Here is a 20,368-nt window from a genome sequence, read left to right as displayed (position 1 = left end):
ACAAACGAAGCTTAAACACACTACCAACGTACTCGGGATGGGAGGCGGCATATCATGGGCTACAACAACTCAAACGCAGCACTCGCCTATGATATGAACGCCATGCCCGCCTATCGTGAGGCACCGCAGGCCCCCGCTGCTCCCCGCGAGCAGCGCACACCGCGCTTTGATGTCTACACGGGCGCGGGCCGTCAGGCAAACCAGGCGGTAAGCCCGGTTTTCATGAGCGTTCTTAAAACGTTTTGCATCATTGCGGCCATCTTCATGACGATCGGTGTCGCCCGCGTGGCGCTCGCCGGCGTTACGGCCCAGGTGCTCAACAGCAACGCCGCGCTTACCAACACGCTCGAGAAGGCGACCGACGAGAGCTCCGACCTGGAGGTCATGCATTCGGTCTATGGTGCCGACACGCGCATTCGCGACCTTGCGGGCGCTTATGGCATGGTGGAGCCCAGCGAGAGCGTTACACTTGATTTTTCGCAGGATGCAGCCGCGGGCGCTAGCTCGACCGCGACCGCTCAGTAAAAAGACGGTAGCTGAGTATGACAAATGACTATCGCCGCGGCTCCGACGGGGGTCGCGGTTCTGGACGTCCCTCATCGCGGGGACGTTCTGGTTATCAAGGAACGGGTCGGCCATCTTACAACGCGAGGCCGTCCTATGGCAACGACCCTGCGTCGCGTCTCCGTGGCTCGGGCGGACCTCGGGTACGCAATACGGGCGCGCGCAAGGGGTCGTCGTCTGAATGGGTTACGGGAGCGCCGCTGCCTCGCCGCGATGTCGTTATGGGCTGTATCGGGGTTGGCCTTGCCGCGGGCGTCTTCCGTCTTGCCGAATACCAGATCGTGAATGCTGACAAGCTGCGCGAGCGTGCGGACGCGCGTCGTCTGCTTTCACAGACGCTCTATGCCAAACGTGGCACTATCTACGACCGCAACGGCAACGTGCTGACATCGTCGGTCGAATGCCGCAATGTCGCCGTGAACCCTCAGCTTGTCGAGGACGTCGACAAGACGGTCTCGGCGCTGGTCAAGGCTACCGGTATTGATAAAAAGACCTGCCGCAAGCTGGTGCTGTCTGATGGTTCCTGGGTGTATATCAAGCGCCAGGTCGACGAGGATGACGCTGCCGCCCTGGAAAAGAAGAATCTACCCGGCGTGCTCTTTGAGCAGGCGATGAAGCGGGTTTACCCGTATGGAAACCTGGCTTCTCAGCTGCTGGGCGTCGTGAACGTGGACAACGCTGGCCTGACGGGACTCGAAAAACAATACGATGAGCTTCTGACCGGAACGAATGGCTCTCTTGTGCGCGAGCGCGCAAGAGATGGCGGCTACATCGCGGGCGGTGCCTATAAAAAGGTTGCCGCGATCGATGGCGTGGATATCGTGACGACGATCGACGTCAACATTCAGCGCGCCGCGGAAGATGCCTTGGCCGAGGCGGTCGAGAAGACGAAGGCCAAAAACGGGTCGGCCCTGGTGACCGACCCGACGACTGGAGAGATCCTGGCCGCCTGCTCGTATCCGACCTACGACCAGACCAATTTGGAAAACGCCAAGACCGAGGACATGAACCTTCGTCTGGTGACGGATGCCTACGAGCCCGGCTCGGTCTTTAAGACGCTGGTTGCGGGCGCCGGATTTGATTTGGGCGTTGTGCGCCCGAGCACATCGTTTGAGGTTCCCGCGAGTATCAAGGTGGGCGACGATACCGTTACCGATGCCGACAAGCGTGACTACACCATGACAATGGACGTACGCGAGATGATGCGCCGTTCGTCCAATGTCGGTTTTGTCCTGGTGGGGCGCAAGATCGGTGCCGATGATTTTGCCACCTATGTGGACAAGTGGGGTATCGGTCATAGCTCCGGTGTCGATTTTCCGGGTGAGAGTCTGGGCATCGTCAAGGAGCGCGACCAGTACGATGGTGCCACCTTGGGTGCTATGAGCTTTGGCCAGGCGCTGTCCGTCTCGCCGATTGAGGTCGCACGTGCCGTGGGCGGCATCGCGAACGGCGGCGTGATGATGACTCCGCACTTCTATAAGTCGAGCAAGGGCGATGAAAAGGATTGGGGCGAGGGGGATCGCGCGATTTCCGAGGAGGCCGCCTCGCAGGTGACATCGTGTATGCAGACGGTCGTTGCCGAGGGAACGGGCGTTGGCGGCGCGGTGGACGGCTACGACGTGGCGGGCAAGACCGGTACGGCCGAGCGCGCCGATGAGAACGGCGGCTACCTCAAAGAGAACTACATGTCGTCTTTTATGGGGTTTGCCCCGGCGCAGTCGCCCAAGGTCCTGTGCTATATCACCCTTGACGGAACCCCGTCAGGCTCCGATGCCGCCGCAGTGCCGTTCCAGTCCATTATGGCCAGTGCGCTTGACGTGTTGGGTGTCCCGCGCACCAAGTAGGGGGTTACTATCTATGAAATGGCCAGTCGGTTAATCCGGGTTGTTCACACGCCCTGCACCACGCGTAGGCGGCGCTGGGATACAATACGCCGATAGCATTATTAGGTTTACAGGGGAGCTGCAATGATAGAGATCGCCGTCAACAATCTCGCGGCCGCAACAGGGGCCCGAACCGTGACGGGAGAAGCCGATCGGGTATGCCGCGGTTGCGTTATCGACTCGCGCCAGGTTGAGGAGGGCACGATATTCGTCGCCTTCCCGGGTGAAAAGGTCGACGGCAACGACTTTGCTTCCCGTGCCATCGAGTCGGGTGCCGGCGCCGTAGTGATGACGCGCGAGCCCGATGCCGAGCTGCTTTCGCTGGCCCATGAGAAGGGCTGCGCCATCCTGCATACCGATGACCCCGAGGAGTTTTTGCTGCGCCTGGCTCACGCTTATCGTTTGGAGCTTGGCTGCCTGGTAATTGGCATTACCGGCTCTATCGGCAAGACGACGACCAAGGACGTGCTCGCCGCGGTGCTCGCCAAGCGCTATCGCGTTTGGGCAACCAAGGGTAACTACAACAACCTGATCGGTATGCCGCTCACGGTGCTGGCGGCCCCTGCCGACACCGAGGTTCTGGTGCTCGAGATGGGCATGAACCATTTTCACGAGATTGAGCGCATGTCTCAGTCCGCCAATCCCAACCTTGCCATTGTGACCAAGATCGGCACCTCCCATATCGGTATTCTGGGCAGTCGCGAGAATATCGCTCGTGCCAAATCCGAGATTGTTGGCGGCATGTGCGCCGCCGGAGACCTTCTCCCGTTGCTGGTTTTGGGTGGTGAGGACGACTTTACTCCGTTCATCCGCGACGCCTTTGCCGCGCCTGCGGGCGTCGACGTGATGCTTGCGGGCGTCTCGGACGACGATGAGGTCCGTGCGTGCGACATTCGCATTGATGACGAGGGACGCCCGGTCTTTACGCTCGATTTTGGCTTGGGCGAGACTATCGACACACTGCTTGCCATTCCCGGCGCGCAGTCCGTTCCCAATGCCGTCAAGGCCGCGGCGGTTGCCTATCGTCTTGGCGTGACGCCCGAGCAGATCGATGCCGCCTTTAGGGGTCTTACGATTACCGGGCATCGCCAGGAAATCAAGCGCGCCAAGAGCGGCGCTCGCGTCATCGACGACTCATATAACGCCAGTGCCGAATCGATGGCAGCCGGCCTCGACCTGCTGTGTTCGCTTTCGTGCACGGGTTCGCGCATGGCGGTTCTGGGCGAGATGGGCGAGATGGGCGACGAGGCTCCTCGCATGCATGAGCTGGTGGGCGCCTATGCGGCGGCCAAGAAGCTCGATATGCTCGCATGTGTCGGCGGTGAGCTTGCCCAGCGTATGGCCGAGGCCGCGCGCATGATGGGTATGGATGAGGACCGCATTCAGGTGTTCTCCGACTATCAGCAGGTGCTCGACCGTATGGGCGGCGCTCTTGAGCAGCATGATGTCGTGCTGGTCAAGGGCTCACGCTTCGTTGAGCTCGATCGCTTTGTGGAAGGTGTGTGCTAGTCCATGTTCGGCAATCCTTCGTATCCTACGTACCAGGCATTTTTGGGATTGGGCATCGCCGCCGTCATCGCGATGCTGCTTATGCCGTGGTGGATTAAGCTCCTGAAGGTCGAGGGCATCGGCCAGCAGGTTCGCGCCGATGGCCCCAAGCGTCACCTGATTAAGCAGGGCACGCCCACCATGGGTGGCGTCATCATCCTGGTTGCCGTTTCGCTGACCTGCCTTTTGATGGGAAAGCTCACCACCGAGCTCGTGCTTGTGCTGCTCGCCACGCTGGCAACCGGCGTTCTTGGCCTCATCGACGACCTGACTTCTGTCACGCACGGCCGCTCGCTCGGCCTGACGCCTCACGCCAAGATGATTGGCCTTACCCTCATCTGCGTTACCTTTACCGTGCTTGCTGTCAACTGGTGCGGCGTCGCCCCCGAGATTCGTTTCCCCGGTGGCCTGACGATCGACCTTGGTGTGCTCTCGACCACCATTTGCGGCCTCTCTTTTCCGTGGCTCTACCTTGTCTTTTGCTGGCTGATGATCGCGGGCCTTTCCAACGCCGTAAACCTCACCGACGGCTTGGACGGTCTTGCCGGCGGCACCTCCATGATCGCCATGCTGGCCATGGCTGCCATGGCGTTTTTGCACGGCGATGTGAACCTGTCCATCTTCTGCACGGCGTGCGCCGGCGCCTGCCTGGGCTTTTTGTGGTTCAACTGCTATCCGGCGAGCATCTTTATGGGCGATACCGGCTCGCTTGCCCTGGGTGCCGCTTTTGCCTGCACCTCCATCATGACCAACACCGAAGTCGTTTCCCTCATCATCGGCGGTCTGTTTATCGTCGAGACCCTGTCGGTCATGATCCAGGTTGTCTATTTCCACTTTACGCACAAGCGCGTCTTCCTTATGGCGCCCATTCATCATCATTTCGAAAAGAAGGGCTGGGCCGAGACCAAGGTCGTCATCCGTTTTTGGATTGTCGCCGCGGCCTTCGGAGCCCTGGGCCTCGCGTTGTTCTTCCAGTTGGGATAGTGGTCTTTCATGCCTCTTGCTGATGTCTTTAGCCTGCTCGTTTTGGGCCAGGGTAAGTCCGGTCTTGATGTCGCTCGCTGGGCGCTTGCACATCCCGAGCGTGTGAGTGCCGTTACCGTTTACGGTGGCGGCACATCCGAGCCCAACGATGCCACGCGCTCGCTCGAGGCGCACGGGGCATCGTTTGTCTACGGAACCGAGCAGGTCGAGGGTGCGTTTGATGTATGCGTGACGTGTCCGGGCATCTCGGAGTTCTCGGCATTCTTTAAGGCTGGCCGTGATCACGCTGCCCAGATTATGGGTGAGCCCGAGTTTGCCTACCGTCTGTCTCCCCAAAATTGGATTGCCATTACGGGCACCAACGGCAAGACGACAACCACGTCACTGACCGATTACCTGCTTAAGGCAGCGGGCGAGGCGAGCGTTGCTGTCGGCAACATTGGCGAGCCTCCGGTGAACGAGATCGATGGCCGTGCGCATAACGAGTGGTTTGTGGCGGAGCTTTCGAGCTATCAGATCGCAACGACCCAGGAGCTTCACCCCCGTGTGGCGGTGCTGCTCAACATTACCCCCGACCATCTGGGCTGGCATAAGAGCCATAAGAACTATGCGCTCGCCAAGATTAAGCTCTTCGAGAATATGGTCGACGATGACCTGGTGATTGTTGACGTCGAGGATGCCGGTATCCACGAGTTCGATGAGTACATCCATGTTCCGGGCCGTCGCATCTGCAAGGTTGCTTTTGACGAGCCTACGGGCGAGGACGCCGCATTTTTGCGCGATGGCAAGATGGTCGTTCGCCTGAAGGGCGTCGAGACCCCGCTCGTCGATACGTCCGAGCTTAAGATTTCGGGCCATCACAATGTAATCAATGCCCTGTGTGCTGCCACGGCGGCCCTGACGGTCGGCGCCGATGTTGACGGTGTGTGTCGCGGCCTGGTCTCGTTCCAGCCGCTGGAGCACCGCGTTGAGCCCTGTGGCGAGATCGATGGCGTGCGCTATGTCAACGATTCCAAGGCAACGAACACCGATGCGGTCGAAAAGGCCCTGACGGCGTTTCCCGATGACGATGTGATCTTGCTGCTCGGCGGTCACGATAAGGGCACGCCGCTCGATTCCTTTGCCCGCGTTGTGATGGATAACGTTCGCTCGGTGGTCTGCTTTGGCGACGCGCGCGAGCGCTTTACCGCCGCTATGGACGAAGCGGATGTCGACGGTGATGTCGATATCGCCCAGGCCGACGACCTGCGCGATGCCGTGGACGTTGCCCGTTCGCTCTCGAGCCGCGGCGATGTGATCTTACTGTCGCCCGCCTGCTCTTCGTTCGATGAGTTCTCGGGCTACGAGGAGCGCGGTCGCGTGTTTAAGGACTATGTGGCTCAGCTTGCAGCTGCGTCCAATACGCAAATGGAATAGGGGTTGCCGGTGAGAGAGGAGAGCCCCCGACAGAATATGAGGAGGCCCGACTCGGACCGTGCTTCCTCGCAGCGCAGCACGCCGCGCGCCGGTCGTCGCACGCAGGGCATCGGCGAACGTTATATCGCCGGCGTCCCCGCACGTATCATGCGACCCCGCCTGGTCTTTTTGACCTGCCTGTTCTCGCTGGTCTGTTTTGGCCTGCTTATGGTGTACTCGGCATCTTCAGTCGAGGCGCTTCACGAGAACGACTCCGCGACCTACTTTTTGTTCCGGCAGTTTATGTTCACTGTCGTCGGTGTTGCTGCCCTCGAGTTCATCGCGCGCGTTGCACCCGATAGCTGGTTTGGCGAAGGGGCGCTTAAACTTGCCCTTATCGCTATGATGATCTTGCTGCTTGCGGTGTTCCTCTTTGGTAGCGGCAGCCGTGGCGCTACGCGTTGGCTGAGCATTGCCGGCATTCAGTTTCAGCCATCGGAGTTTCTCAAGCCGTTTGCCATTGCCTATTCTGCTATCATGCTCGATCGCGTGTTTTCGCCCGGCGGTAACATCAATGAGTTCCTTAAGGGCATGGGCTTATATTTGGGCATATCGCTCGTCTTGATTTTTATTCAGCCCGACTTCGGCACCATCCTGATTATTCTGTTGACGATCATGTGCATGGCGCTCTTTGCCGGTCTTGACCCAAAATTCATTATCGGTGCGATTCTTGCTGGCGCCGTCATTATCGTGATCGCTCTTGTCGTCGAGCCGTACCGTATGGTGCGCATTCAGGTTCTCTTGAACCCTTGGGCAGATGAATATGGAGACGGGTATCAGGCAACGCTCGCCATTATGGCGTTTGCTTCGGGCGGACTGTTCGGCCGCGGTATCGGTAACTCAACCATGAAGTACTCGTATTTGCCCGAGGCACACAACGACTACATCCTGGCCATCATTGGCGAGGAGGTTGGCTTTTTGGGGACGCTGCTGTTTTTCTTGGTGTTTGCGATGCTGATCTACTCGGCGTTTCGAATTGCCGAGCAGGCCGCCGATCGTCGCGGGGCGCTCATGGCTTCGGGCTCTGCGGTTATCCTCGCGGTGCAGTTTTTGATCAACGCGCTGGGTATTCTCAACGTGTTTCCTATGACGGGTAAGCCGCTGCCGTTTATCAGCTATGGCGGCTCGTCGATTATCGTGTCGCTCATGCTCGCTGGGCTTATTTTACGCGTCTCGCACGAGAGCGCTCGACGCGATGAATACGATCGTCGTCGCGATTGCTTTGCCGTTATGGACGAGAGCACTGCCGGTGTTCCCCATACGCGTGGGGAGCGCTCGTCGCGTGGCGGTTTTACCGTCTTGAACGGTTTTGCTTCGGAGTCGGATGCCCGTCCGCGCTCGGTGCCGCAGAGTCGCCCGCAACGACCGACGCCGCGCAATACGGGTGGCGGATATAATCGGATCGACTTGAATTCGGACCCGTCGGCGCGCTTGCGCACCGACGGCCAGGGGCCGCGCGTACGAAGGGACTACCATGACCGATAAGATGACCGTTGCTATCGCAGCCGGCGGCACGGCGGGACATATCAACCCCGCACTCGCCTTGGCCGAGGAGCTACGTGACCGTGGCCACCACGTTGTGTTTGTGGGTCAGTCGCATAAGCTCGAGGGTCGTCTGGTTCCCGAGGCAGGGTTCGATTTTGTGCCGATTACGGTTACGGGCTTCGACCGCTCTCGCCCTTGGACGGCATTGAGCTCGCTGTGGCGTGTCTATAAGGCGAAGCGCGCGCTCGGCAGCCATTTTTCTAAAGCCTGCAAGCCCGATGTCGCTATAGGTTTTGGCGCCTATGTCGAGGTCCCGCTTCTGGGCTGGTGCAAAGACGTGGGCATTCCGTATCTGCTGCATGAACAGAACTCCGTTCCGGGCCTTGCTAACAAGATGATGAGTTCGCATGCCGCCCGCGTTTGCATCTCGGTGCCGGCAGCACGTTCCGCGTTTGAGCGCGAGGGCGATCCTGACCATGTGCTCATGACCGGCAACCCCGTGCGCCGTTCTGTGATCGAGGGGGATCGGGTTCGCGGTCGCAGGGCTCTCGACGTGCCTGAGGACGCCACACTCCTGCTGGTTTTTGGCGGCTCACTTGGTGCTCAACATCTTAATGAGCGCGTGGCTTCGCTTAAAAACGAGTTGCTCTCGCGCGATAATCTCTATGTTTTGCATTCGACGGGCGCCGATGGCTTCGAGGACACCGAGCGTGCTCTTGCCCTGATGCCCGAGGAGGCGAAGCGGTATCGCGTCCAGCCCTACATCGACAATATGGGCGATATGCTGGCCGCGGCCGATTTGGTCCTCTCGCGCTCGGGCGCTTCGAGCGTTGCCGAAATCGCGGCCCTTGCCACACCTTCGGTACTGGTGCCGTATCCGCATGCGACGGCCGATCATCAGACCACCAATGCCCGCTATCTGGTCGATGCCGGTGCTGGCGTGCTCTGCGCCGATGCCGATATCGATACCCAGGCGTTTGCCGATGAGCTGCTGCATCTTATCGATGATGCGCAGGCGCGCGATGCCATGCGTCAGGCGGCTCGCGGTTTGGCCCAGGACCGCGCTGCCGTCCTTTTGGCAGACGCGGTAGAAGGATTGCGTTAGTTAGACGGGATATCGCGGGTCGCCCTCGCGCGGATGCGGTAGGTGCGGTACAGTAGACGGGTTACAGGCAGTGTTTACGCAAGGAGTACACGAGCACATGGCTGATTCCCAGACTGCAACCTCCGCGCCCGATTTCAAGAGCGCCCATTTTATCGGTATCGGTGGCGCCGGCATGAGCGGCATCGCCCTCGTCCTTCACGAGCGCGGCTATGTCGTTACTGGCTCCGACCTTAAGACGTCGCGCTATATTCGCCAGCTTACCCGCGCCGGCGTGAAGGTGCATGTGGGCCATGAGGCCGCCACCATCGACGAGGTCAAGCCCGACGTCGTCGTGGTCTCTACCGCTATTCCCGAGTCCAACCCCGAGCTCGTCCGTGCGCGCGAGCTGGGTATTCCCGTGTGGCCTCGCGCCAAGATGCTCTCGGCTCTGGGCCACGGCTACACCACCGTCGCCGTCGCCGGTACTCACGGCAAGACCACGACCTCTTCGATGTGTGCCACCATGCTCGACCGCATGGGTCTGGACCCCAGCTTCCTGATCGGTGGCATTGTCGAGGGCTACGATACCAACGGCAAAAACGGCTCGGGCGACTATTTTGTCGCCGAGGCGGATGAGTCCGACAGCTCCTTCCTGTTCCTTAACCCCAATGTGGTCATCGTGACCAACGTCGAGGCCGACCATCTCGATCATTACTCGGGTATCGAGGAGATCGAGGCCACCTTCGCCAAGTTTATGAGTCTGGTGGGCGAGGACGGCACGGTCATCGTCTGTGGCGAGGACCCGCATCTGGTCGAGCTTGCCAAGTCGACGGGCCGTCATGTGCTTTCCTATGGCTTTGCCGAGACCAACGACATCGTCTGCGTGCATCCGGATGTCAAGGGGATCCAGAGCGACTTTATCGTTCGCTTTGAGGACGGCACCGAGCACGCTGTCGAGATTAAGAGCAACCCCGGTCGTCACAACATGCTCAACGCCACGGCCGTCTTGACCGTCGCCCATGTCCTAGGCCTCGATATCGACGCCGCCGCTAAGGCACTTTCGAGTTTTGAAGGCGTCCGCCGTCGCTTTACCCACGTGGGCGATATCGACGGCATCACGGTGGTTGACGATTACGGCCATCATCCCACCGAGATCAAGGCGACGCTCGCTGCTGCCTCTTCGCTGGGCTACAAACATGTCGACGTCGTGTTCCAGCCGCACCGCTATTCGCGCCTGCAGGCTCTGTGCGACGACTTTGCCGACGCATTCGCCAATGCTGACAAGCTGCTGTTGATTGACGTGTTCTCTGCCGGCGAGATGCCCATCCCGGGCGTCACGTCCAAGATGCTTGCCGATACCGTGCGCGCCAAGCATCCCGGCAAGGAGGTCGTGTACTGCTCGAGCCGTCTTGAGCTCAATGAGGAGCTCGAGAAGATGGTGGGCGAGGGCGATTTGCTGCTTACCATGGGCGCCGGCGACGTCACGACGGTCGGCCCCGAGTTCATCGAGTATCTGACTGCCAAGAAAGACGCTTAAACCCCATGGGTCTGTTTAACGCCGTCATGGCGCTTTCGGGCATGATCGATACGGACGTAATTGAGGATGAACGCCTCGCGCGCCATACGAGCTATCGTATCGGCGGCAAGGCGGACCTCTTTGTGACGTGTCACAGCTATCATGCCTTGCGTCGCGCCGTGGCGGTGCTCGATCGTGAGCAGGTGCCGTGGGTCATTATCGGCAAGGGATCTAATCTGCTTGTTGCCGATGCTGGCTATCGCGGCGCCGTCATTTCGTTGGGGCGTGAGTTCCAGCGTACGGTTGTCGCCGAAGACGGTTGTACGCTGACGGTCGGTGCGGGCGTGATATTCGCTCGCCTAGTCAACGACGCGCTGTCGCGCAGCCTTTCGGGCCTTGAGTTTGCGGTCGGTATTCCCGGCTCCGTTGGCGGCGCCGTGTCCATGAATGCCGGCACGCGAACCGAGTGGATTGGCTCGCTGGTCGAAGATGTCGTTACGTTTGACCCGAGCTCCGGCATCAAGCATTACGCGGGCTCGGAGATCGCTTGGGGCTACCGTGAATGCAGCCTGCCGCGTAACGAGATCATTCTGGAGTGCGTGCTCAAGCTCAAACCTGCGCCCAAGGCCGATATCCGTGAACGTATGGAGCGGTACCTGACGCGGCGTAAGCGCACACAGCCCATGGGCTGTGCATCCTGCGGGTCGGTATTTCGTAACCCGCCCGATGCGAGCGTGGGCAAGCTTATCGAGGATTGTGGATTAAAGGGTTTTTCGGTTGGCGGCGCGGAAGTTTCGCCCGTACACGCTAATTTTATCGTTAATAACGGAACCGCCTCGGCCGATGACGTGGCCGCGGTTATCAGACATGTGCACGGAAAGGTGAGGGAGGCGTATGGCATCGAGCTCAGACCGGAAGTTAAATTCCTCGGCTTCTAGAGCATCGAAACCAACCTTCCGCCGCGCCGGAGGGCGTTCCGGCGCACCGTCTCAGCCTCAACGTAAATCCGTTATGCCTTCTAAGCCTGCTGGGTCCGTGCGGCCTGCCAAGCGTTCGACTGCCGGTTCGCAGCTTGGCGGACGCCCCGCGGCCAAAAATGTTGCTCGTCCGGTGGCACGTCCCTCGGTGACGCCCAAACCGGCGATGGGCGCCATACCTTCTCGCCCCATAGCGTCGCCCAAGCCCTCGTTGGGGGCAAAGGTGACGCGTCCCGGTCGCGCGCTGGGTGCATCTAAGCCACGTATGCTGACGTCGGTGTCGGCCTCCGCAAAACCGCAATCGGGCAAAAAGGGCTCTAATCCGTTGTCATCGATCGGCGCCTTGGCAAATCATGCGGCGGGTGCCGCTTCTGCCGTTAAGGGCAAGGGCAAAATCGTGGGCGGCATCCTTGCCGCTCTGGCAGTGCTTGCAGTCGTTGCCGTCGTCGTCATTAACTCTGGCCTGTTCGCCGCTACCGATATTCAGATCCAGGGCAGCGAGCATGTGACCAAGCACGATGCCATCCAGCTGATCGATCTGCCCGAGGACACGTCGCTGTTCAATGTGAATCCCGACCAGATCACCGAGGGCCTCAAGCAAAATCCGTGGGTTTCGGGCGTGGATGTTCAGCGTCAATTTCCCCATACGCTCATCATCACGCCGACGGAACGCAAGGTTATCGCAATTGCCTACATTAGCTCCGACGATCTTGCATGGGCGATCGGGGACGATGACACATGGATTGCACCGCTGTCTACCTCGGTTGATGTTGACGACCAGGGCAATGTCATCACAACGGGGGAGGGTGCCAACACCCTAAACGGTATCGATGCCGCCCTGGCACTAGCCAAACATTACGGTGCCGTGCTGTTGACCGATGTCTCGGCCGATGTCGCGCCGGTTTCGGGGCAAGCCGTAAATTCCAAGGCCGTCAAGGCCGGCCTGGATTACGTCCGCGGATTCTCGAGCGAGTTCCTGGGCCAGGTCAAGGATATTTCCACGCCCTCGGTCGAGGCCATTTCGGCGAATCTCGATAACGGTATCGAGGTGTCGCTCGGAGATTCGGATGACATTGCCAAAAAGGAGCGTATCGTTACCAAGCTGCTTTCGCAGGTGGAGGGCGTGACGTATATCAACGTTCGATCTCCTGGCAACTATACGTTTAGGAACGCACCGACCTCGTAGCGTCTTCTGGCCTTTGTTGACGGGGCATACCGCGCCGTTTATCTGGTTTGTTTGGTTTTCACCGTCAATTATTTGACTGATACGTTCATAATGTGCAAACATAATACGGTTTACCTTTGCATTTACTTTTAACTTGAAGGTTAATGTGCGCAGGGGTCAACCCATGCTATGGCAATAACCTTTGTTCGGAGGACCGACATGCACGAGACAGAGATCAACAACTACCTTGCCGTCATTAAGGTGGTCGGCGTCGGCGGCGGCGGTACCAACGCGGTCAATCGAATGATCGAAGAGGGTATCCGCGGCGTCGAGTTTGTTGCCATCAACACCGATGCTCAGGCACTCGCGATCTCTGATGCCGATATCAAGGTGCACATCGGCACCGACCTGACCCGCGGCCTGGGCGCTGGCGCCAACCCCGAGGTCGGCCGTAAGGCCGCCGATGAGTCCCGCGACGACATCGCCGAGGCGCTCGCTGGCGCCGATATGGTGTTCATCACCTGCGGCGAGGGCGGCGGCACCGGTACCGGCGCTGCCCCCATCGTTGCCGATATCGCGATGAACGAGGTCGGCGCGCTGACCGTCGCCGTCGTGACCAAGCCCTTTACGTTTGAGGGCCGCAAGCGCAAGAAGAGCGCCGAAGAAGGCATTAAGACGCTTTCCGACTGCGTCGACACCATGATCGTTATCCCTAACGACAAGCTGCTCGACATCGCCGAGAAGAAGACCACCATGCTTGAGGCCTTCGCAATCGCCGATGGCGTCCTTTCCCAGGGCACCCAGGGCATCACCGACCTCATCACCGTCCCCGGTATCATCAACCTGGACTTCGCCGATGTTAAGACCATCATGAAGCAGGCCGGTACCGCCATGATGGGTATCGGTACCGCTTCTGGGGACACCCGTGCCGTCGACGCTGCCCAGCAGGCTATTTCCAGCCCGCTGCTCGAGAGCTCCATCGATGGCGCTACGCGCGTCCTGCTTTCCATTGCCGGTTCCAAGGACCTGGGTATTCAGGAGATCAGCGACGCTGCCGACGTTGTCGCCAACGCCGTCGACCCCGAGGCCAACATCATCTTCGGTACCGTTGTGGACGAGTCCCTGGGCGATCAGGTGCGTATCACCGTTATCGCTACGGGCTTCTCCGACTCCAACGTCAACCGTCAGGACGAGCTCTTCGCTGCTCAGCAGTCCCAGAGCAAGGCCGCTGCTTCTGCCGAGCCGCAGCGCACCGCTCCTGCCACGAGCCCGGCTCAGGCTGCCCCGACTCGCAACGTCGGTGGTACCGAGCTTCCCAACTTTGGCAACGATCAGTTTGAGCTTCCTGACTTCCTCAAGCGCGGCAGCTTCTAGTTCGTCTTTATCAACGACCTGCATGGGGTGCGTCCGATTGGGCGCACCCTTTTTTGTTGTGTTTCGCCTTTGTAAATGAAAGCCTCCAATCTCCTTACGTTCCCTTTACGTTTGGTCCCTACCGCTGCGGGTATCCTTTTGTTGAAGTATGGCAGCCGTATGGCACGGACTGCAGCGGCGTCGCCGCGATACTTGTGTTATTAGGAGGCTTTAGTATGGCAGCACGTGCGGACAGCGTTTCGCGTGTCGACCATGATGGAGTTACGTTCGTAGAGGGCGCGACGCGCGATGTTCGTTTTGCCTTTACCGAGCGCACCGGTGGTGTTTCCGAAGATGCGTACTCCTCACTCAATCTGGGCTCGCATGTTGGCGATGATCCCTTTGCCGTTCAAGAAAATCGTCGCCGCGCACTCGAGGCCATAGGGGCCGCGGAGTGCGAGCACAACCTGCTTGTTCCCAATCAAGTACACGGTGACCATGTCGTGACGGTGGCCTCGAACGGTGCCGATTATCTCGAGAATATTCGCGAGCAGATTGCCGAGGGCTGCGATGCCATCGTCTGCACGGCCCGTGAGGTACCCGTGATGCTTTGCTTTGCCGATTGCGTTCCCGTGGTGCTGGTGGCTCCCGGCGGCTTTGCCGTGGTGCACTCTGGCTGGAAGGGCACGATTGCGCGCATTTCCGCCAAGGCGTGCCAAGCGCTCTGCGAGGCGGCTGGCTGCAAGCCGGACGACATCTCTGCCTACATTGGGCCCCATATCCTGGGCGACGAGTACGAGGTGTCCCAAGAACTTATGGATCGCTTTGCCGCCGAGTTCGCGTGCATCGATGCCTCTGCTTCTCGTATGCTCGATCTTTCCGCCGCCATTCGCGAGGCGCTGATGGACGCCGGCGTCGAGGCGAGCAGCATTGTGGACACCAAGCTTTCCACCGTTCGTCAGAACGACCGCTTTTATTCCTACCGCAACGAGGGCGGCACCTGTGGGCGCCATGCTGCGATCGGCGTGATGCTATGAGAAAGATCGCATCGGTCCTGAGTGCTGCAGTGCTTACGCTCACGCTGTGTGCTTGCTCCTCGGGATCTTCCACATCTTCTATTACCGTGGCCGGCTCGACCACGTGCCTTCCCATTGCCGAGATCGCAGCCGAGGGCTTTAAGGAAGAGGCCGGCACCGATGTGCTCGTCTCCGGCCTTGGCTCCTCTGCGGGTATCGAGGCCGTCAGCAACGGCACGGCCGACATCGCCAGCTCGTCTCGTGGCCTCAATGCCGACGAACAAGACCTTGGCCTGACCCCGATCGTAATCGCGCACGACGGCATCGCAGTCATCGTGAACGACGACAACCCGGTCGACAATCTCTCGACCGAGCAGCTCCGCGATATTTACGCCGGCAAGATCACCAACTGGAAGGAAGTCGGCGGAGAGGACCTGAAGATTCAGGTTATCAACCGCGACGAGGCGTCCGGTACGCGCGAGGCCTTCCGTACCATCGTGATGGACGGCACGCCGTTCGATCGTCGCTCGGCCGTTCTTTCGGGTACGGGCCAAGTGCGCGACGTCGTGTCCCGCTCGCATGGCGCCATTGGCTACATCTCGCTGGGTTTTGTCGAGAGCCTCAACGCCACGACCTCGGTTAAGGCCGTTTCGGTCAACCATGTCGAGGCATCCGAGAAGACGGTCGCAAGTGGCGGCTATCCCATCTCGCGCGACCTTTACTTCTTTGTGAAGGGTACGCCTTCGCATCAGGCGCAGGGCTACATTGACTATGTGACGTCCGAGAAGATGGACAAGCAGATTCGCGAGGCGGGCTTTATTCCCGTCACCAACGACGGAAAGGGGAGTGAGTAGCGTGGAAGCACAGGAAACCCCCCAGATTGAGCAGGAGGCTCAGACGCCCAAAAAGCGTGAGTTGGCGTTGGTGTCGCGTAGCACCTATCTCAAGGAGAAGGCGCTGCAGTGGATCTTCTTTGCCTGCGCGTTCTTGGCGGTCGTCACCGTTATCCTGATCTTTGTCTTTACCACGTACTCGGCGCTGCCCGTCTTTACCGACATCGGCCTGGCGGACTTCTTTAGCTTTACGTGGGCGCCATCCGAGGGCCACTACGGCATCATGTCGCTGCTGGCGGGCTCTGGTCTGGTGACGGTCGGTGCGCTCGCCATGGGCGTGCCCCTGGGTGTGGGCACGGCTGTATATCTGGTCGAGATCGCCAGCAAGCGCGTGCGCAGGCTCATCAGCCCCGCCGTCGACCTGCTGGCGGGCATCCCCTCCATCATCTACGGCTTCTTTGGCATGGTCATCATCCGCCCGTTTATCGCGCAGCTGACCGGCGGTCTTGGCTTTGGCGCGCTGACGGCGTGGTTTGTGCTTGCCATCATGATCGTTCCCACCATTACCACGCTCACGATCGATGCCCTCAATTCCATCCCCATGGGCATTCGCGAGGCGTCCTATGCCATGGGTGCCACCAAGTGGCAGACCATCTACAAGGTCGTGCTGCCTGCAGCCAAGCTGGGCATTGTCGATGCAATTGTCTTGGGTATGGGGCGTGCCATCGGTGAGACCATGGCCGTGCTGATGGTCGTGGGCAACGCCCCGGTCATTCCAGATAGCATCTCGAGCCCCATCTCGACGCTCACGAGCCAGATCGCACTCGACATGAGCTATTCCTCGGGCCTGCATCGCTCGGCTCTGTTTGGCATGGGCGTGGTCCTGTTTATCATCTCAGCTGCACTGGTGGGTATCGTTCGCCTGATTTCAAAGAAGAGGGGGTAGGCTATGTCCGATTCCGTTGACACGACGGTCGATGCGACCTCGTCGCGCGAGCTCATCAAGCGTGCCCTTTCCCATGGCAAGAAGGGCCGCATCAACAAGGACCTGTCCAACAAGATTATGCTCGGCGTGTTTCGCGCCGCGGCCTATATCACCACCCTGGTGTTGCTCGCCATCATCGCCTACGTGGTCATTAACGGTCTTCCGCATATCTCGCTCGACTTTATCTTCGGCTGGCCGCAGGGCGTAAACGCCGAGGGCGGCATTTGGCCCACGATCGTCTCGACTATCTACGTGACGGCACTCGCCATGCTCATCTGCACGCCGGTTGCCGTCTTGGCTGCGGTCTATCTGGCTGAATACGCCAAGCAGGGCAAGATTGTCGACATCATCCGCTATGCTGCCGATGCTCTGGCCTCGGTGCCTTCCATCGTTATGGGCCTCTTTGGTTACGCCTTGTTTGTTGAGGCCATGGGCCTGGGTCTTTCGATGGTTTCGGCCGCCCTGGCACTGGCACTTCTGATGCTGCCTATCGTCATGCGCACCACCGAGGAAGCAATCCGCGCCGTTCCGCGCTATATCCGTTGGGGTGCATATGGCCTGGGCGCCACCAAGTGGCAGGTCGTCTCCAAGATCGTGCTTCCTTCGGCCTTTGGCCGCATTGCCACCGGCATCGTCCTTGCCATCGGCCGCGCCATCGGCGAGACTGCGGTGGTGCTCTACACCATGGGTCAGGCCATCAACCTGCCTATATCGCCGCTCGATTCCGGTCGCCCCATGACCGTTCACCTTTATCTGCTTGCCAATGACGGCATCAACATGAACGCAGCCTACGGCACCGCGCTATTGCTGATGGCGATTATTCTGGCTTTCAACCTGTTTGCGCGTTATCTGTCGCGCAAGCGCCGCTAGTTAAGGAGTCCCATGTCCGTCTATCAGTCCGCTCCCACGCCGGAGCAAGCGGCCATCACGGCCAAGGATTTCAACTTTTGGTACGGTGACTTTCATGCGCTGACGGGGCTCGACCTCAACATCGCCAAAAACGCCATCACCTCGTTTATCGGTCCTTCGGGCTGCGGCAAATCGACGTTTTTACGCTGCATCAACCGTATGAACGACCTTATCGAGGGCACTCGTGTCGAGGGTGCCATGACGCTCGACGGCAACGATATCTATGCCGAGGGCGTTGACCCGGTCGACCTTCGCCGCCGCGTGGGCATGATCTTTCAGCAGCCCAACCCGTTCCCCAAATCCATCTACGAGAATGTCGCTTTTGGCCCTCGTCTGCAGGGCGTGACTAGCAAAAGCGACCTCGACGACATCGTGGAAGAATCGCTCAAGCGCGCCAACCTCTGGAAAGAGGTATCCAATCAGCTCAACAAGGATGGTTTGGCGCTCTCGGGCGGTCAACAGCAGCGTCTGTGCATCGCGCGTGTGCTTGCGGTGCAGCCCGATGTCCTTCTGATGGACGAGCCCTGCTCCGCCATCGACCCCACGTCCGTATCTAAGGTCGAGGATCTGATGGCCGAGCTGGCGCCCGAGATGACGATCATCATCGTCACGCATTCTATGCAGCAGGCCGCTCGCATTAGCGACTACACCGCATTTTTCTTGCAGGAAGTTGCCGGTGAGCCCGCCACGCTCATCGAGTATGGTCAAACCGACGCGATCTTCACCAGCCCGGTGGATTCGCGGACGGAAGACTATATCACCGGCCGCTTTGGCTGATCGGTGCGACTAGTCCCAAGCCGATCGGACCTGGTCCGGTGCGTATTCACTGTGCGGGCGGCATGACCGCACCCAACTGATTGGAGTGAACCATGCGCAAACTGTTTTCCCGTCAGCTCATCGAGGCCCGTCACGAGATGTTGAGCATCTACGAGGCCGTCGATCTTGCCCTTCACGACGCCGTGAAGGCCTATGTGACCGACGACCGCAAGCTCGCCACTAAGACCAAGAAGCGCACGCTTTCGATTGATGCTCGCTGCGCCAACTTGGAGGCCGTGTGCTACAACCTGATCGCTACGCAGTCGCCGGTCGCCTCCGACTTCCGTTTGCTGCAGACGATTATCTACGTCGACTTTAACCTGCAGCGCATGACCGATAAGGTTCGCCAGATCTGCCGCGCCACGCGTCACATGGTCAAGGCCGACATCTCGCTGCCTCAGGAGCTCGTCGGCACGGTTGAGGCCGAGGCCGAGGCCGTGTACCAGGTGCTGGGCTCGTCGCTGTCCGCGCTCGTCACCAACGACATGTCCATCATCTGCAACCTGGCCGTCGAGGATGAGCCGGTACATGCGGCGTACGAGAAGTTCTTCCGTACCTTTAACCGCATGGACACCGGCGATTTTATGGACGACGACAGCAATTATGACGACCTGCGCCGCGCCATCATGGTTTCGCGCTACCTCGATCGCATTGCCTCGATTTCCATCGATGCCGCCTGCCGTCTGACCTTCCTTCTGACCGGACAGCGTATGACTGCCGGCGATATCGCCCGTACGGACGAGGACGAGCTCGAGAGCATGCGCGTGCCTTCGGGCGAGGGCGTCATCATGAGGCCCGCCGTCGATGCACACTATGTTGCCAAGGTGCCCGCTAACGAGGTGAGCGAGGGGCTTCGCTACCTACTGGATCATCTTGAGGACGAGGATGATGCCGAGGACGACGAGGAGTAGGGTACCCCGTTCGTTGAGAGATTGTAAATACCTAAGGGAGCGCGGCCTTGCGGATGCGGGGCTGCGCTCTTGCGTTAGCATGGGACTACTTGTTGTGCTGTTAGCGGAGGCGATTGGCAATGGATAACTATTTGAATGTAATGCGCGCTCGCCGCGAGCAGATACTCGAGCGTTTCTATGCCGCGCTCGATCGCGCCGGGAGGCCCCGTGATGCCGCGCGTTTGATTGCCGTGTCCAAGACCGTCGGCGTCGATGAGACCATCGCGGCCATCCAGGTGGGATATCGCCATTTTGCCGAGAACCGCCCGCAAGAGCTCGTCCGCAAACTTGCAGGTCTGGCGGATCATCCGGAGCTGCCCGAGGTGCGCTTCGACATGATTGGCAACCTTCAGACCAACAAGATCAACGCGGTGTTGGGCTCGGCTGAGCTGATTCATTCGGTGGGGTCGCTTCATTTGGCGCAGGCGATCTCGAGCCGTGCCATTCGCAAGATCGAAGCTGGCGAGCTTTCTGCTCCCCAACAGGTGCTGATCGAGGTCAACGTGAGCGGCGAGGAGTCCAAGGGCGGCTTTTCGCCCGATGAGATTCGTGGAGTTGCCGGCGAGCTTGCGGAACTTGAGGGAATTTGTGTGCAGGGCCTTATGACCATGGCCCCTCGCGGGAACAAGGATGTGGCGCGTCGCACCTTTGCCGGGCTGCGAGAGCTGAGGGATGAGTTGGAGGCGGCGCATCCCGATCTGAGGCTGCCCGAGCTTTCTTGCGGCATGAGCGAGGACTTTGAGCCTGCCCTTGAGGAGGGCTCTACGCTCGTTCGCCTGGGCAGGGTAGTATTTAGCCCGGAGTTTGCAGTAAAATAGGGCTCTGAAGTGCGCACTGGTTTACAG

General features: G+C 59.7%; 18 protein-coding genes. All 18 read left to right on the top strand.

Going from position 1 to position 20,368, the window contains the following annotated elements; translation table 11 throughout:
• The first annotated feature begins 54 nt into the window (after positions 1-54).
• The 18 genes from ABCP74_RS00565 to ABCP74_RS00480 all read left to right on the top strand — a co-directional run bounded on the left by ABCP74_RS00565 (position 55) and on the right by ABCP74_RS00480 (position 20,341).
• Positions 55-525, top strand: a complete 471-nt coding sequence (locus ABCP74_RS00565; RefSeq protein WP_343000996.1) for a hypothetical protein — start codon at positions 55-57, stop codon at positions 523-525.
• Between the two features lie 260 nt (positions 526-785).
• Positions 786-2,408, top strand: coding sequence for a peptidoglycan D,D-transpeptidase FtsI family protein (locus ABCP74_RS00560; protein ID WP_343000995.1), 1,623 nt, complete (start codon positions 786-788; stop codon positions 2,406-2,408).
• A gap of 123 nt (positions 2,409-2,531) precedes the next feature.
• The gene (locus ABCP74_RS00555) at positions 2,532-3,956 is read left to right on the top strand and encodes a UDP-N-acetylmuramoyl-tripeptide--D-alanyl-D-alanine ligase (RefSeq protein WP_343000994.1); all 1,425 of its coding nucleotides are present in this window, start codon (positions 2,532-2,534) and stop codon (positions 3,954-3,956) included.
• Between the two features lie 3 nt (positions 3,957-3,959).
• A complete protein-coding gene (gene mraY / locus ABCP74_RS00550; RefSeq protein WP_118080337.1) occupies positions 3,960-4,979 on the top strand; it encodes a phospho-N-acetylmuramoyl-pentapeptide-transferase in 1,020 nt (339 codons plus the stop codon).
• A 9-nt stretch (positions 4,980-4,988) separates the two neighbouring features.
• Positions 4,989-6,395: a UDP-N-acetylmuramoyl-L-alanine--D-glutamate ligase gene (murD, locus tag ABCP74_RS00545; protein ID WP_343000993.1), complete on the top strand. Its 1,407-nt coding sequence runs from the start codon at positions 4,989-4,991 to the stop codon at positions 6,393-6,395.
• 9 nt (positions 6,396-6,404) lie between these two features.
• A complete protein-coding gene (gene ftsW, locus ABCP74_RS00540; RefSeq protein WP_343000992.1) occupies positions 6,405-7,919 on the top strand; it encodes a putative lipid II flippase FtsW in 1,515 nt (504 codons plus the stop codon).
• Entirely contained in the window at positions 7,909-9,024 is a 1,116-nt protein-coding gene (gene murG, locus ABCP74_RS00535) for an undecaprenyldiphospho-muramoylpentapeptide beta-N-acetylglucosaminyltransferase (protein ID WP_343000991.1), read from the top strand. The genes ftsW and murG overlap by 11 nt, the downstream gene beginning before the upstream one ends.
• 97 nt (positions 9,025-9,121) lie before the next feature.
• On the top strand, positions 9,122-10,540 hold the full coding sequence (murC, locus tag ABCP74_RS00530; RefSeq protein ID WP_118080345.1) for a UDP-N-acetylmuramate--L-alanine ligase: 1,419 nt from the start codon (positions 9,122-9,124) through the stop codon (positions 10,538-10,540).
• Positions 10,541-10,545: 5 nt separating this feature from the next.
• Positions 10,546-11,457: a UDP-N-acetylmuramate dehydrogenase gene (murB, locus tag ABCP74_RS00525; RefSeq protein ID WP_343000990.1), complete on the top strand. Its 912-nt coding sequence runs from the start codon at positions 10,546-10,548 to the stop codon at positions 11,455-11,457.
• Between the two features lie 73 nt (positions 11,458-11,530).
• Positions 11,531-12,682, top strand: a complete 1,152-nt coding sequence (locus ABCP74_RS00520; RefSeq protein ID WP_343000989.1) for a cell division protein FtsQ/DivIB — start codon at positions 11,531-11,533, stop codon at positions 12,680-12,682.
• 198 nt (positions 12,683-12,880) lie between these two features.
• The gene (gene ftsZ, locus ABCP74_RS00515; protein WP_195520531.1) at positions 12,881-14,035 is read left to right on the top strand and encodes a cell division protein FtsZ; all 1,155 of its coding nucleotides are present in this window, start codon (positions 12,881-12,883) and stop codon (positions 14,033-14,035) included.
• A 215-nt stretch (positions 14,036-14,250) separates the two neighbouring features.
• A complete protein-coding gene (locus tag ABCP74_RS00510; protein ID WP_343000988.1) occupies positions 14,251-15,051 on the top strand; it encodes a purine nucleoside phosphorylase YfiH/LACC1 family protein in 801 nt (266 codons plus the stop codon).
• The gene (locus ABCP74_RS00505; protein ID WP_343000987.1) at positions 15,048-15,884 is read left to right on the top strand and encodes a phosphate ABC transporter substrate-binding protein; all 837 of its coding nucleotides are present in this window, start codon (positions 15,048-15,050) and stop codon (positions 15,882-15,884) included. The genes ABCP74_RS00510 and ABCP74_RS00505 overlap by 4 nt, the downstream gene beginning before the upstream one ends.
• Position 15,885: 1 nt before the next feature.
• Positions 15,886-16,809: a phosphate ABC transporter permease subunit PstC gene (gene pstC, locus ABCP74_RS00500; RefSeq protein WP_118080356.1), complete on the top strand. Its 924-nt coding sequence runs from the start codon at positions 15,886-15,888 to the stop codon at positions 16,807-16,809.
• A gap of 3 nt (positions 16,810-16,812) precedes the next feature.
• Positions 16,813-17,718: a phosphate ABC transporter permease PstA gene (gene pstA / locus ABCP74_RS00495; protein WP_343000986.1), complete on the top strand. Its 906-nt coding sequence runs from the start codon at positions 16,813-16,815 to the stop codon at positions 17,716-17,718.
• A 12-nt stretch (positions 17,719-17,730) separates the two neighbouring features.
• The gene (gene pstB, locus ABCP74_RS00490; protein WP_343000985.1) at positions 17,731-18,534 is read left to right on the top strand and encodes a phosphate ABC transporter ATP-binding protein PstB; all 804 of its coding nucleotides are present in this window, start codon (positions 17,731-17,733) and stop codon (positions 18,532-18,534) included.
• A 92-nt stretch (positions 18,535-18,626) separates the two neighbouring features.
• Entirely contained in the window at positions 18,627-19,484 is an 858-nt protein-coding gene (locus tag ABCP74_RS00485; RefSeq protein WP_343000984.1) for a phosphate signaling complex PhoU family protein, read from the top strand.
• Positions 19,485-19,603: 119 nt separating this feature from the next.
• The gene (locus ABCP74_RS00480) at positions 19,604-20,341 is read left to right on the top strand and encodes a YggS family pyridoxal phosphate-dependent enzyme (RefSeq protein ID WP_343000983.1); all 738 of its coding nucleotides are present in this window, start codon (positions 19,604-19,606) and stop codon (positions 20,339-20,341) included.
• Positions 20,342-20,368: the final 27 nt, after the last annotated feature.

This window comes from Collinsella aerofaciens, assembly GCF_039062315.1.
Lineage (GTDB): Bacteria > Actinomycetota > Coriobacteriia > Coriobacteriales > Coriobacteriaceae > Collinsella > Collinsella aerofaciens_BG.
The sequence above is the reverse complement of the archived record's forward strand: the minus strand, read 5'-3'. Positions and strand labels throughout refer to the sequence as shown.

Coding starts and splice junctions, on each gene's coding strand:
- ABCP74_RS00565 (WP_343000996.1), top strand. CDS start 55: ATGGGCTACAACAACTCAAACGCAGCACTCGCCTATGATATGAACGCC.
- ABCP74_RS00560 (WP_343000995.1), top strand. CDS start 786: ATGGGCTGTATCGGGGTTGGCCTTGCCGCGGGCGTCTTCCGTCTTGCC.
- ABCP74_RS00555 (WP_343000994.1), top strand. CDS start 2,532: ATGATAGAGATCGCCGTCAACAATCTCGCGGCCGCAACAGGGGCCCGA.
- mraY (WP_118080337.1), top strand. CDS start 3,960: ATGTTCGGCAATCCTTCGTATCCTACGTACCAGGCATTTTTGGGATTG.
- murD (WP_343000993.1), top strand. CDS start 4,989: ATGCCTCTTGCTGATGTCTTTAGCCTGCTCGTTTTGGGCCAGGGTAAG.
- murG (WP_343000991.1), top strand. CDS start 7,909: ATGACCGATAAGATGACCGTTGCTATCGCAGCCGGCGGCACGGCGGGA.
- murC (WP_118080345.1), top strand. CDS start 9,122: ATGGCTGATTCCCAGACTGCAACCTCCGCGCCCGATTTCAAGAGCGCC.
- murB (WP_343000990.1), top strand. CDS start 10,546: ATGGGTCTGTTTAACGCCGTCATGGCGCTTTCGGGCATGATCGATACG.
- ABCP74_RS00520 (WP_343000989.1), top strand. CDS start 11,531: ATGCCTTCTAAGCCTGCTGGGTCCGTGCGGCCTGCCAAGCGTTCGACT.
- ftsZ (WP_195520531.1), top strand. CDS start 12,881: ATGCACGAGACAGAGATCAACAACTACCTTGCCGTCATTAAGGTGGTC.
- ABCP74_RS00510 (WP_343000988.1), top strand. CDS start 14,251: ATGGCAGCACGTGCGGACAGCGTTTCGCGTGTCGACCATGATGGAGTT.
- ABCP74_RS00505 (WP_343000987.1), top strand. CDS start 15,048: ATGAGAAAGATCGCATCGGTCCTGAGTGCTGCAGTGCTTACGCTCACG.
- pstA (WP_343000986.1), top strand. CDS start 16,813: ATGTCCGATTCCGTTGACACGACGGTCGATGCGACCTCGTCGCGCGAG.
- pstB (WP_343000985.1), top strand. CDS start 17,731: ATGTCCGTCTATCAGTCCGCTCCCACGCCGGAGCAAGCGGCCATCACG.
- ABCP74_RS00485 (WP_343000984.1), top strand. CDS start 18,627: ATGCGCAAACTGTTTTCCCGTCAGCTCATCGAGGCCCGTCACGAGATG.
- ABCP74_RS00480 (WP_343000983.1), top strand. CDS start 19,604: ATGGATAACTATTTGAATGTAATGCGCGCTCGCCGCGAGCAGATACTC.